Genomic DNA, 13446 nt, shown 5'->3' on the forward strand with positions numbered 1-13446 from the left:
CCCAAATAGAGTGCGGTTTCGATGACGACGCATCGCGACCACACCCCCCAGCCGCCGCCCGAACCGGGCGACAAGCACACCTGTGCCCCGGCGCCGCCCGCCCTCACCGGCTCCCCCTTCGACTCGGACACCTTCACCTCGGCCACCTTCGTCTCGGTCGGCCTGGGCCCCGCCCTCACCCTCGCCGTCGTCTGGGCCGTCACCCGCGCCGGCATGGCGCTGCTCCTGCTGCGCGACAGCCTGGGCGTGGGCGGTGTCGGCCGCGAGGTGTACGTCCTCTACCAGCAGTGGTACCGGCAGTTCGCCCAGGGCGCCTTCCCCGTGGACGACGTCACCTGGCAGTACCCGCCCGGCGCGGGGCTGGTGATCATGTCCCCCGGGGTGCTGCCGTGGCTCACGTACTTCCAGGCCTTCGTCGCCCTCACCCTCCTCGCCGACGCAGCGATCGCGCTGGCCCTCGCCCTCGCCGACAGCGACCGGGTCACCCACGGCGCCTGGGTCTGGGTCTGCGGACTCCCGCTGCTCCTGCACCTCCCGCTGGTCCGCTACGACGTCCAGGTCACCGCCCTCGCCGTCCTCGCCCTGCTCGCGCTGAAATCCCGCTCGGCCCAAGGGCACCGGCTCGGCGGGGCGCTGGCCGCGGTCGGCGCGCTGGTGAAGGTGTGGCCGGTGCTGACCCTGATCGGCACGCCCCGGGGCCGTACCACCCGTGACGCCTGGGTCTCCGCCGCCGTCACCGCCGCCGCCCTCCTCGCCACCCTCGGCCTGCTCTTCTCGCACTCGTTCGGCTTCCTGCGCCAGCAGGGCGGCCGCGGCATCCAGATCGAGTCGCTGGGCGGCACCGCGCTCGCGCTGGCCAAGGCGACGGCCGGCTGGCCGGGCACCGTCCAGTACCGCTACGGCGCCTACGAGTACGTCGGCCCGTACGTCTCCAGCGTGGGCCGGGTCGCGCTGCTCCTGACGGTCCTCGCCTTCGTCTGGCTGGTGCTGTGGCGGGTGTGCGCCCGCACCTGGAACGCGGCGACCCCGCTGGACGCGGCACTGGCCGCCGTGCTCCTCTTCACCGTCACCAGCCGGGTGATCAGCCCGCAGTACATGATCTGGCTGCTCGGTCTCACCGCCGTCTGTCTCACCTCGCGGCGGACCGTGATGCGGCCGGTGGCGCTGCTGCTCCTGCCGGCGGCCGCGCTGAGCTCCCTCGCGTACCCGATCCTGTACGACGAGGTGGTGGCCGCCACCTGGCCGGGGGTGGCCGTCATGGTGGTCCGCAACGGGCTGCTGCTCGCGGCGGCGCTGCTGGCCGCCCGGCGCCTGTGGACCTCGACCGCCGCCGTCCCGGCATGACGAAGGGGCCCGGCCGGTACGGATACCGGCGGGGCCCCTTCACACGTGCCGACTAGCTGTGCGCGCGCAGCAGCTGGCGCATGGTCCGCATCGCCACGGACAGGTTCGCCAGGTCGAAGGTCTCCGATCCCTGGATCTCCTCCAGCGTGGTGCGCGCCCGGCCGAGGATCGCCGCGTTCTTCTGCTCCCAGGCCTTGAACCGCTCCTCCGGCGTCGAGGTGCCGTTGCCCGCCGACAGCACGTCCGCGGTGAGGGCGGCGTGCGCGGCGAACAGGTCCTCGCGGATGGAGGCGCGGGCCATCGACTGCCACCGGTCGGCGCGCGGCAGTTCGATGATGCGGTCCATGAGCTGGGTGATCCGCAGCCGGTCGGCCAGGTCGTAGTAGACCTCGGCGACCGCCATCGGGTCCTTGGCGGTGCGGTCCGCGATCGCGACGATGTCGAGCGTCGGGAAGGCGGAGGAGAAGCCGGCGACCCGCAGGGCGAGCTCCTCCGGCACGCCGACCTCGGTCAGCTCCTCCAGGATCGACTGGTACCACTCCAGGTCCGCGCCGCGCAGCAGCTGCGGCAGCTCGGCCCAGACCGCCTCGACGCGCTCGCCGAAGAAGTCGATCGTCTCGGCGAGCTGGAGCGGCTGCGGCCGGTTGCCGAGCAGCCAGCGCGTACCGCGCTCGACCAGACGGCGGGAGTGCAGGCGCATCCGGGTCTGGACGTCGGCCGGGACCCGGTTGTCGAGCGCCTCGACGGCGTCCCAGACCTCGCCGAGCCGGAAGATGGCGCGGGCGGCGGTCTGCGCGCGGACGATCTCCTCGATCGACGCGCCGGTCTCCTCGCGGAGGCGGTGCAGGAAGGTCGAGCCACCGGTGTTGACGGTGTCGTTGACCAGGACCGTGGTGACGATCTCCCGGCGCAGCGGGTGGTTGTCGACCGCGTCGGCGAACTTCTCGCGCAGCTGCGTCGGGAAGTACGCGTGGAGCAGGCGGCGCAGGTAGGCGTCGTCCGGCAGCTCGGTCCCGATCAGCTCGTCGGCCACCGTGATCTTGGTGTACGCGAGGAGGACGGCGAGCTCCGGCTGGCTCAGGCCCTTGCCGTTGTTGAGCAGCTCGCGGATCTGCCGGTCGTTGGGCAGGAACTCCAGCGAGCGGTCGAGGGCCCCGTCCCGGCCCAGGCGGCGCATGAACCGCTGGTGGGCGTGGAGCAGCGACGGCGACTGCGCGACCGCGTTGGCCAGCGCCACGTTCTGCGCGTAGTTGTTGCGCAGGACGAGCGAGCCGACCTCGTCGGTCATCTCGGCGAGGATCTTGTTGCGCTGCTTGACGGTCATGTCGCCCTCGGTGACGAGACCGTTCAGCAGGATCTTGATGTTCACCTCGTGGTCGGAGGTGTCCACGCCGGCGCTGTTGTCGATGGCGTCGGTGTTGACCTTGCCGCCCGCGCCCTCGGGGCCGCCCTTGCGGGCGAACTCGATGCGGCCGAGCTGGGTCAGACCGAGGTTGCCGCCCTCGCCGACGACCTTGACCCGCAGGTCCTCGCCGTTGACGCGGATGGCGTCGTTCGCCTTGTCGCCGACGTCCGCGTTCGACTCGGCGGACGACTTGACGTACGTACCGATGCCGCCGTTCCACAGCAGGTCGACGGGCGAGTGGAGGATCGTCTGCATCAGCTCGGCCGGGGTCATCTTGGTGACGCCCGCCTCGATGCCGAGGGCCGCGCGCATCTGCGCGTTGACCGGGATCGACTTGGCGGTACGGGGGTGGATGCCACCGCCCGCGGACAGCAGCTCCGTCTTGTAGTCGGCCCAGGAGCTGCGGGGCAGCTCGAAGAGGCGGCGCCGCTCGGCGTACGAGACGGCCGCGTCCGGGGTGGGGTCGATGAAGATGTGCCGGTGGTCGAAGGCCGCAACGAGCCTGATGTGCTCACTCAGCAGCATGCCGTTGCCGAAGACGTCGCCGGACATGTCGCCGACGCCGACGACGGTGAAGTCCTGCGTCTGGGTGTCGTGGCCCAGCTCGCGGAAGTGCCGCTTCACGGACTCCCAGGCGCCACGGGCGGTGATGCCCATGCCCTTGTGGTCGTAGCCGGCCGAGCCGCCCGAGGCGAAGGCGTCGCCGAGCCAGAAGCCGTAGGAGACGGCGACCTCGTTGGCGATGTCGGAGAAGGTCGCGGTGCCCTTGTCGGCGGCGACGACGAGGTACGTGTCGTCCTCGTCGTGGCGGACCACGTCGACCGGGGGCACGACCTCGCCGGCGACCAGGTTGTCGGTGATGTCGAGCAGCGCCGAGATGAAGGTCTTGTAGCTCGCGATGCCCTCGGCCAGCCAGGCGTCGCGGTCCACGGACGGGTCCGGGAGCTGCTTGGCGACGAAGCCGCCCTTGGCGCCGACGGGCACGATGACGGTGTTCTTCACCATCTGCGCCTTGACCAGGCCGAGGATCTCGGTACGGAAGTCCTCACGGCGGTCGGACCAGCGCAGGCCGCCTCGGGCGACCTTGCCGAAGCGCAGGTGGACGCCCTCGACGCGCGGCGAGTACACCCAGATCTCGTACGCCGGGCGGGGCGCGGGGAGGTCGGGGATGGCCTGCGGGTCGAACTTCATCGACACGTAGGAGTGCGGGTGACCGTCGACCGCGCTCTGGAAGAAGTTCGTCCGCAGGGTCGCCTTGATGACGGTGAGGAAGGAGCGCAGGATGCGGTCCTCGTCCAGGCTCGCGACCTGGTCGAGGGCGGCGTCCAGCTCTTCGAGGAGCGCGTCGATGAGCTCGACGCCGGCGCGCTGGCGCTCCGGCGACATCCGGGCCTCGAAGAGGGAGACGAGCAGCCGGGTGGTGTGGACGTTGTTGCGGAGGGTGTCCTCCATGTAGTCCTGGCTGAACGTCGAACCGGCCTGGCGCAGGTACTTCGCGTAGGCGCGCAGCACCATCGCCTGACGCCAGGTCAGCCCGGCGGAGAGCACCAGCGCGTTGAAGCCGTCGTTCTCGGCCTCGCCGGTCCAGGTGGCGGCGAACGCCTCCTGGAACCGCTCGCGGGCGTCGTCGCCGAAGGAGGCGCCGTTGGCCGTCGGAGCGGGCATACGCATGCCGAAGTCGTAGACCCAGGCGTGCGTACGGTCGGCGCAGCGCAGCTCGTACGGACGCTCGTCGATGACCTCGACGCCGAGCCGGTTGAGCACCGGAAGCACGGCGGAGAGGGAGATCTGAGCGCCCGACTTGTAGATCTTGAAGCGGCGCTCGCCGGGGCCGGCACCGACCGGCTCGTACAGCGAGAGCGCGAACTCCTTGCCGGTCCGGGTCAGCTGCTCCAGGTGGACCAGGTCGGCCACGGCGGCGCGCGGCGAGTGGTCGGCCTTGTAGCCCTCGGGGAAGGCGTTGCCGTACTTGCGCAGCAGCTCGGCGGCGCGTTCCTCGCCGGTCTCGGCGTTGAGGGCCTCGGCGAAGCCGTCGGCCCAGGAGCGGGCGGCCTCCACGAGCCGGGCCTCGATGCGCTCCTTGTCGGCGTCGGTGAGGTGGGTGAGCTCGGTGCCCGGCGCGACCCGGACGACGAAGTGGAGCCGGGAGAGGATCGACTCGGTGTTCCAGGCGGTGAAGTCGACGCTGGTGCCGCCGAGCTCCTCCTTGAGGATGTCGGTCAGACGCTCACGGACGGTGGTGTTGAAGCGGTCGCGCGGCAGGTAGACGAGAGCCGAGTAGTAGCGGCCGTACTCGTCCTGGCGCAGGTAGAGCCGCAGCCGGCGCCGCTCCTGCAGGTACAGGACGCTGGTGACGATCTCGCGCAGCTCGTCGACCGGGGTCTGGAAGAGCTCGTCGCGCGGGTACGTCTCCAGGATCTGGAGCAGGTCGCGGCCGTCGTGGCTGTTCGGCGAGAAGCCGGCGCCCTCCAGGACCTCCTGGACCTTGCGGCTGATCACCGGCACGCGGCGGACGGACTCGGTGTACGCGGCCGAGGAGAACAGGCCGAGGAAGCGGCGCTCCCCGATCACGTTGCCTTCGGCGTCGAACTTCTTCACGCCCACGTAGTCGAGGTACGAGGGGCGGTGCACGGTCGCGCGGCTGTTGGCCTTGGTGAGGATCAGCAGCTTGTGCTCGCGCGCCTTGGCACGGGCGTCGGCCGGCAGCCGGCTGAAGGACGGCGAGACGGGGTGGGCGTGGTGGTCGTCGTCGCCGGTGTGGTGCGGGTCGGAGCGCAGGATGCCGAGGCCGGTACCGGGGATGGCGGCCAGCGCGTCACCGTTGACCAGCTCGTACTCGCGGTAGCCGAGGAAGGTGAAGTGGTCGGCGGAGAGCCAGCGCAGCAGCTCGCACGCCTCGTCGACCTCGGTGGGACGCAGGTCGTCGGCGGTGGGCTCCTTCGGGAGGTTCTCGGCGATGCGCAGCGCGGCCTCGCGCATCTTCTCCCAGTCCTCGACGGTCTCGCGGACGTCGGACAGGACGCGCAGCAGGTCCGTGGTCATCTGCTTGAGGTCGGCGCGGTCGGTCTCGCGGTCGATCTCGACGTGGATCCAGGACTCGGTGAGGACGTCGTGGGCCTGCTCGCCCTTGGGCTCGGTGGTCAGGACCTCGATGAGCTTGCCGGTCAGGTCGCGGCGGACGCGGACCTGCGGGTGGATCACGACGTGGATGCCGCGGCCCTGGCGGGAGAGCTCGTTGGTGACCGAGTCGACGAGGAAGGGCATGTCGTCGGTGACGACCTCGACGACGGAGTGGCTGCAGGTCCAGCCGTTCTCTTCGACCGTCGGGGTGTGGACGCGGACGTTCGCGGTGCCCTGGGGGCGGTTCTCCGCGAGCCGGTAGTGCGAGAGAGCGGCGCCGAAGACGTCCACCGGGTCTCGGTCGGTGAGGTCCTCGGGCGCGGTGTGCAGGTAGTAGCGCTGGAGGTAGTCGAGCAGGGTGTCCCTGTCAGGGCGCTCCCCTGTCTCGGGCCCCGTCGGAAGTTGCCCCCCGACCGGGCCGGTCTCAGCTACCCGGGCGGCCCGTGCGAGCAGCTCGGCCTTGGCTTCGTCCAGCTTGGTCTGCATGTCCTCTGGCTCCTGTCGCGCGCCGTTGCGTGACGTCTGTGGAAGAGATGGCACAACGCCACGACGCGGGGTTACCGGTCGAGGTCGACGTTATGCCGGGATGAGAGAAGTCCGAGCCGATATCGGCCATTGCCGGCGGGAGGCCCGGACGGAAGGGATCAGCGAACGCCATGTCGGCCCGGCCGCGGTAGCGGACCGGGCGAGAGCCGGGGGCTTCGCTGCCCCCTCGGCGTATCGCGCTGATCACGGGAAAAGCCTATCGCTCTCCACCCCGGACCCGTCATGGTCCGTATGTGTACAAAAGAGGGGGTGGAAGTTTGACGTTATGGACAGCGACACATGTCCTCTTGGCAAAGCGGGCCGCCGCGGGCAACGTGTACGCGGGGCACCACGGATCTGGGAGTCATCATGGCGAAGATCTTGATCGTGACCGGGGACGCGGCGGAGTCGCTGGAGGTCATGTACCCGTACCAGCGCCTCCTCGAAGAGGGGTACGAGGTGCACATCGCGGCCCCGGCGCGCAAGCAGCTGCGGTTCGTGGTGCACGACTTCGAGCCGGGCTTCGACACGTACACCGAGAAGCCGGGCTACACCTGGCCCGCCGACCTGGCGTTCTCCGAGGTGGATCCGGGTGACTACGTGGCCGTCGTGATCCCGGGCGGCCGGGCGCCGGAGTACCTCCGCAACGACCCGGAGCTCCGCAAGATCCTGAAGTCGTTCTTCGACGCGGACAAGCCGGTGGCCCAGATCTGCCACGGCCCGCTCCTGACGGCGGCGATCGGCGGCCTGGAGGGCCGCAGGGTCACGGCGTACCCGGCGCTGGAACTCGACATGCAGGCGGCGGGCGCGAGCTTCCAGGACACGGAGGCGGTGGTCGACGGCACCCTGGTCTCCTCCAGGGCCTGGGCGGACCACCCGACCTGGATGCGCGAATTCCTGAAGATCCTGAGGGCAGCGGGCTGACGCCGGGGACGATCCGGCATCCTGCCCGTCCCTGGGTGGGTGGTCGTGCCCACCCACTCCGCCAGGGGCTGTGCGCCCACCCACCCTGTAGCCGCCGATGGCGCTCGGCCCCGACGGGGAGGCCGTCAGCCGAAGTCTCAGCTGCACGGGCGAGCGCAGCGAGATGGGGTACCCCCAGGCGAAGCTCTGGGGGAGGGTGGGAGCCCCAGCCCGGCCGAAGGTCGGGCGGCACCCCCACCGAGCCGCACCCGGCTCCACCCGCCCCTAGACCAGGCCCTCCGCCACGGCAACCGCCTCCGCGAGCGAGTCCACGACCGGCACTCCCACCGCCTCCAGCGACGCCCGGCTGTGCGACCCCCCGGTGTACAGCACCGCCCGCGCCCCCACATGCGCCGCCGCCCGCGCGTCATCCGCCGCGTCACCGATGACGACGATCCGCTCGGGATCCACGCCCTCCAGCGCGGCCAGATGCCGCACCATGTGCCCGGCCTTCCCGGCCGTCGACGACCCCACCCGCCCGTCCACCCGCACGAACCGCTCCTCGATCCCGTGCCTCCGCACCAGCGGTACCAGCTCGGCGTGCGGCGCCAGCGAGAGCAGCGACTGCGTGAACCCGGATTCCTGCCGCGCGGCCAGCAGCTCCGCCGCCCCGGCCGTCAGCCCGCAGCTCTCGGCCCGCTGCCAGTAATGACGGTGGAAGGCGCCGTCCATCAGCGCCCACTCAGCGTCCGTGGGCAGCCGCCCCATCAGCCGTTCGTAGAACTTCGGCACCGGCACCGTGTACAGATCCCGGTACCGCGCGAGCGTGATCGGCTCCAGGCCCAGCTCGGCGAAGGCCGCGTTCGTCGCCCCGATGACCGCCTCGATGTCGTCGAGCAGCGTGCCGTTCCAGTCCCAGACCAGGTGCTTCCCCTGGCGCTTCCCGTTCTTCCCGTGCGTCCCCATGCGAAGACGGTACCGGCCTTCACCGACAGGCCCCCAGAAGAGCGGTCAGGAGAGCGGTGAGGACAGCTGTCAGCCCAGCAGCCCGGGGATCTCCTGCACCCCGAACCACAGCAGCTCGTGGTCCTCCGCCCCGTCCACCGTGAACTGCGCGTCGTCGTCGCCCTGGTCCGCCGCGCCCAGCGCGTCCGCCGCCGCCGATACGTCCGCCTCGGCGTCGTCCGCGTCGGCGTGCACCGCCGCCGCCTTGGCCAGCGGTACGGCTCCGGCGATCCGGACCTCGCCCAGCGAGCCGGCGTCCAGGCCGCGGTCGGGGTCGACGACGGCCTCCTTGTCCGGCACGTCGACGGCGACGACGATCCGGCGCCGCGCGGCCGAGGGGTCCCCGGCGAGAAGCCGCAGGGAGGCCGACGCAGCCCGGCTGAGCGCCGCGTACTCGAGCTCCTCGATGTCGTCGGAGACGTACCACTCGCGCAGGGCGGGGGTCACGGCGTACGCGGTCAGGGGACCGGGGCCCAGCTCGCCCGCCTTGTGCGCCTGTGCGAGACCGGGGAGGGTCAGGGGGACGTACACGCGCATGGCTGGCCGCTTTCGTAGTCGGAAACGCCCTCAGGATACGTGCGGAGTCCCCCTTCGGGGTCTCCAGGCCGCCGTCCGGCCGGTCCACCCGAGGCATCCCCCACCCCTGCACCGACAGACCCGGCGGACCGCCTCCTCACTCTGATAGGTGAACCTGCCGAACGTCGCGCGGGCACCCACGGCGTCTTGCGAGGGCGCCGAGCATCCCCGTACAAGATCCCCAACAGAAGTTACCGCCCGGTAGACCGCCGGGTGCGAGGCGAACGGGGACCACTCATGGACATCACCGCCACGACGACGCGCACGCCCGACACCACGTCCGACACCACGCCCGTGCTCACGCCCGTGGTCACGCCCGGCACCGGACCGGACGCCACGCCCATGGCCACGACCCGCCCCCGCACCCCCCGCACCCCACGCCCTCGCTCCGCTCCACGGGGCCCCGCCGGCACCGGCCCCCGCGGCGCCGCCGGCACCCTCCCCGGAAGCCCCGGTACGACACCACGCGTCCGTACGGCGCCCCGGACCCTCCCCGCCCACGCCCACTTCGCCGAGCGCCTGCTGCTCGTCCTGAGCGGTCAGCGGCCCGTCCACTGGATGCTGGGCCAGACCGTGGGCGAGGCGTACGAGCAGCTGGTTCAGCTCGCCCCCACGGCTCCCTTCGCGGGTCACGGCATCCGCCCCGTACTCCGCAGCTGCCGCGTCCAGCCCGCCCCTGGCGCCATGGAGGCGTTCGCCAGCATCGCCACGGCCCGCGGCGTACGGGCCATGGCCTTCCGGCTCGAGCTCGGCGCCGACCGCCGCTGGCGCTGCGCCGCCGTCGAGCTGGACGGCCTCCACGCGCGCGTGCCGACGCAGTCGCGGGCGACCCGGACATGACGCGGGCCCTGACGCCGGACACGACGCCCCACATGACGAAGGGGCCGGCCACCTCACCAGGTGCCCGGCCCCTCCTCCCCACAAGGGGTTACTTCTTGCGGCGACGCCCGCCGCTGCTCTTCTGCGCCTTGCGACGCTCGGCGCGCGTCATCCCGTCGCCACCCGCGGAGGCGTCGTCACTGACGAAGTCGCCCTCGACGATGCTGCCCTCGCCGTCCACCTTCGGCGCGGTGAAGTGCAGCCGGTCCGGACGCTGCGGGGCGTCGAGCCCCTTGGCGCGGATCTCCGGGCGCCCGGCGGCGGCCGGCACCGCGTCCTCCTTGCTGAGGGACTTGGCCGCGTCCTGCACCGGGACCTCCTCGACCTGCTGCTCGACCTGGACCTCCAGGTTGAACAGGTAGCCGACGGACTCCTCCTTGATGCCCTCCATCATCGCGGTGAACATGTCGAAGCCCTCCCGCTGGTACTCGACCAGCGGGTCCTTCTGCGCCATCGCGCGCAGGCCGATGCCCTCCTGGAGGTAGTCCATCTCGTAGAGGTGCTCGCGCCACTTGCGGTCGAGCACGGAGAGGACCACGCGGCGCTCCAGCTCGCGCATGATGTCCGAGCCGAGCGACTTCTCACGGGCGTCGTACTGCTCGTGGATGTCGTCCTTGACGGACTCGGCGATGAACTCGGCGGTGATGCCCGCGCGGTCGCCGGCCGCGTCCTCCAGCTCGTCCACGGTGACCTTCACCGGGTAGAGCTGCTTGAACGCGTTCCACAGCCGGTCGAGGTCCCACTCCTCCGCGAAGCCCTCGGCGGTCTCCTGGCGGATGTAGTCGTCGATCGTGTCGTCCATGAAGTGGCGGATCTGCTCGTGCAGGTCCTCGCCCTCCAGGACGCGGCGGCGCTCGCCGTAGATGACCTCACGCTGCCGGTTGAGGACCTCGTCGTACTTCAGGACGTTCTTACGCGTCTCGAAGTTCTGGGTCTCGACCTGGGACTGCGCCGAGGCGATGGCGCGCGTGACCATCTTGTTCTCGATCGGCACGTCGTCCGGCACGTTGGCCATGGCCATGACGCGCTCGACCATCTGGGCCTTGAACAGGCGCATCAGGTCGTCGCCGAGGGACAGGTAGAAGCGGGACTCGCCCGGGTCGCCCTGACGGCCGGAACGACCGCGCAGCTGGTTGTCGATCCGGCGGGACTCGTGGCGCTCGGTGCCCAGGACGTACAGCCCGCCGAGGTCCTTGACCTCCTCGAACTCCGCCTTCACGGCCGCCTCGGCGCGCTCCAGGGCGGCCGGAAGGGCCGCGGCCCACTCCTCGACGTGCTCGACCGGGTCCAGGCCCGCCTGGCGCAGCTCGGCCTCGGCCAGGTCGTCCGGGTTGCCGCCGAGCTTGATGTCGGTGCCTCGGCCGGCCATGTTCGTGGCGACGGTGACGGCGCCCTTGCGGCCGGCCTGGGCGACGATCGTCGCCTCACGGTCGTGCTGCTTGGCGTTGAGCACCTCGTGCTGGATGCCGCGCTTGGAGAGCTGCTGGGAGAGGTACTCCGACTTCTCGACCGACGTCGTGCCGACGAGGATCGGCTGGCCCTTCTCGTGCTTCTCCGCGATGTCGTCGACGACGGCGGCGAACTTGGCGACCTCGGTCCGGTAGATCAGGTCCGACTGGTCCTTGCGGACCATGGGCCTGTTCGTCGGGATCGGGACGACGCCGAGCTTGTAGATCTGGTGGAACTCGGCCGCCTCGGTCATGGCCGTACCGGTCATGCCGGAGAGCTTGTCGTAGAGGCGGAAGAAGTTCTGCAGGGTGATCGTGGCGAGGGTCTGGTTCTCGTCCTTGATGTCCACCCCTTCCTTCGCCTCGATCGCCTGGTGCATGCCCTCGTTGTAGCGGCGGCCGGCGAGGATACGGCCGGTGTGCTCGTCGACGATCATGACTTCGCCGTCGATGACGACGTAGTCCTTGTCCTTCTTGAAGAGTTCCTTGGCCTTGATGGCGTTGTTCAGGTACCCGACGAGCGGGGTGTTCACCGACTCGTAGAGGTTGTCGATGCCCAGCCAGTCCTCGACCTTGGCGACGCCGGACTCGTGGATGCCGACGGTGCGCTTCTTCTCGTCGACCTCGTAGTCGCCGGTCTCCTCGATGCCCTTGAGCGTGTTTCCGGCCTCGCCCTTGGTGAGGCGGGTGACCAGCTTGGCGAAGTCGCCGTACCACTTGGTGGCCTGGTCGGCCGGGCCGGAGATGATCAGTGGCGTACGGGCCTCGTCGACGAGGATGGAGTCGACCTCGTCGACACAGGCGTAGTTGTGGCCGCGCTGGACGAGCTCGTCCTTGGACCACGCCATGTTGTCGCGCAGGTAGTCGAAGCCGAACTCGTTGTTCGTGCCGTACGTGATGTCGCAGGCGTACTGCTCGCGGCGCTGGGCCGGCGTCATGTTGGCGAGGATGCAGCCGACCTGCAGGCCCAGGAACTTGTGGACGCGGCCCATCATCTCGGAGTCGCGCTCGGCCAGGTAGTCGTTCACCGTGATCAGGTGCACGCCCTTGCCGGACAGCGCGTTCAGGTACGCCGGGAGCGTGCCGACGAGGGTCTTGCCCTCACCGGTCTTCATCTCGGCCACGTAGCCGAGGTGCAGCGCCGCGCCGCCCATCAGCTGGACGTCGTAGTGACGCTGGCCGAGGACGCGCTTGGCGGCCTCACGGACGGTCGCGAACGCCTCGGGGAGCAGGTCGTCGAGGCTCTCACCGTCGGCGTACCGCTGCTTGTACTCCTCGGTGAGCCCACGCAACTCGGCGTCGGAGAGGTTGACGAAGTCCTCTTCGATGGAGTTGACCTGGTCCGCGATGCGGTGCAGTTTGCGCAGGATCTTGCCTTCGCCTGCACGCATGAGCTTGTTGAAGACGGACACTGAGGCTGGTCTCCTTGCCGGTCGGGCCTGGCACTGGGTCGTGTGATGGACTCTGGCGCGGGCACGGCAGGTGGTCCCCACCGCAACGGCCATCGTAAGCGAGACCGCCGCTGCGCCGGGAGGCCCGAAGGCCCGGAGCGTCACGGCTGCCCCGAATGAGAACGCTCGAGACGCGCCGAAGGTGCCGCCGGGCCCGAAAAGTGCTCGCTTCCCGCCGGTCCCGTCACCAGAATTCCGTCATGGAGCCGAAGACACTGACCACGGAGCGTCTGACCCTCGGCAGGTTCGTGCCGGAGGACGCCGACGAGGTCCACACGATCTGCCAGGACCCCGACATCCAGCGCTGGACGACCATCCCCTCGCCCTACGGGCGTCAGGACGCCGAGTTCTTCCTCAACCGCCTCGTCCCCGACGGCTGGCGCGACGACACCGACTACAGCTTCGCCGTACGACTCCGGGAGGGCGGTCCGATCCTGGCCGCCGCAGCGCTCCACCACCCCCGCTCGGGGGCGTGGGAGGTCGGATTCTGGACAGCCAAGGAGCACCGCGGCCGCGGCTACATGACGGAGGCCGTCCTCGCCCTGGCCCGGTGGGCCTTCACGGAGCTCGGCTGCACGCGCCTGGAGTGGCGCGCCGAGGTCGGCAACGCGGGTTCGCGCGCGACCGCCGAGAAGGCAGGTTTCACGATCGAGGGCACGCTGCGGGCCGCGCTGCCGAACAAGGGCACCCTGCGCGACGTCTGGATCGGCGCGCTGCTCCCGTCCGATCTGGGCCTGCCCTCCCCGCTGCCGTATCTGCCGTTTCCCCCGTCCGAGGCCTGAGTGTCAGT

The 13446-nt window shown here is 70.5% G+C and carries 8 protein-coding genes; 4 read left to right on the forward strand and 4 right to left on the reverse strand.

Features of this window, described 5'->3' with window-relative positions; genetic code table 11:
• The first annotated feature begins 21 nt into the window (after positions 1 to 21).
• The gene (locus ACFV9D_RS32900; protein ID WP_385154491.1) at positions 22 to 1344 is read left to right on the forward strand and encodes a glycosyltransferase 87 family protein; all 1323 of its coding nucleotides are present in this window, start codon (positions 22 to 24) and stop codon (positions 1342 to 1344) included.
• A 52-nt stretch (positions 1345 to 1396) separates the two neighbouring features.
• On the opposite strand, the gene ACFV9D_RS32905 is transcribed toward ACFV9D_RS32900, so the two are convergent.
• On the reverse strand, positions 1397 to 6355 hold the full coding sequence (locus ACFV9D_RS32905) for an NAD-glutamate dehydrogenase (protein ID WP_385154494.1): 4959 nt from the start codon (positions 6353 to 6355) through the stop codon (positions 1397 to 1399).
• Between the two features lie 405 nt (positions 6356 to 6760).
• On the opposite strand from ACFV9D_RS32905, the gene ACFV9D_RS32910 reads away from it, so the two are divergent.
• On the forward strand, positions 6761 to 7318 hold the full coding sequence (locus tag ACFV9D_RS32910; protein ID WP_385154553.1) for a DJ-1/PfpI family protein: 558 nt from the start codon (positions 6761 to 6763) through the stop codon (positions 7316 to 7318).
• A 264-nt stretch (positions 7319 to 7582) separates the two neighbouring features.
• Here the strand turns inward: ACFV9D_RS32910 and ACFV9D_RS32915 are convergent, their stop codons facing one another.
• On the reverse strand, positions 7583 to 8263 hold the full coding sequence (locus tag ACFV9D_RS32915; protein ID WP_385154497.1) for an HAD family hydrolase: 681 nt from the start codon (positions 8261 to 8263) through the stop codon (positions 7583 to 7585).
• 69 nt (positions 8264 to 8332) lie between these two features.
• A complete protein-coding gene (locus ACFV9D_RS32920; protein ID WP_385154500.1) occupies positions 8333 to 8839 on the reverse strand; it encodes a DUF6912 family protein in 507 nt (168 codons plus the stop codon).
• A gap of 276 nt (positions 8840 to 9115) precedes the next feature.
• Here ACFV9D_RS32920 and ACFV9D_RS32925 point away from each other — a divergent pair, with 276 nt between their 5' ends.
• Positions 9116 to 9718, forward strand: a complete 603-nt coding sequence (locus ACFV9D_RS32925) for an Rv3235 family protein (RefSeq protein WP_385154503.1) — start codon at positions 9116 to 9118, stop codon at positions 9716 to 9718.
• 88 nt (positions 9719 to 9806) lie between these two features.
• Here the strand turns inward: ACFV9D_RS32925 and secA are convergent, their stop codons facing one another.
• Positions 9807 to 12617, reverse strand: a complete 2811-nt coding sequence (gene secA / locus ACFV9D_RS32930; protein WP_385154506.1) for a preprotein translocase subunit SecA — start codon at positions 12615 to 12617, stop codon at positions 9807 to 9809.
• 239 nt (positions 12618 to 12856) lie between these two features.
• Between secA and ACFV9D_RS32935 the strand changes: the two genes are divergently transcribed.
• Positions 12857 to 13438, forward strand: coding sequence for a GNAT family N-acetyltransferase (locus tag ACFV9D_RS32935; RefSeq protein ID WP_385154509.1), 582 nt, complete (start codon positions 12857 to 12859; stop codon positions 13436 to 13438).
• The last annotated feature ends 8 nt before the right edge of the window (positions 13439 to 13446 follow it).

Source organism: Streptomyces sp. NPDC059875 (genome assembly GCF_042731085.1).
Lineage (GTDB): Bacteria > Actinomycetota > Actinomycetes > Streptomycetales > Streptomycetaceae > Streptomyces.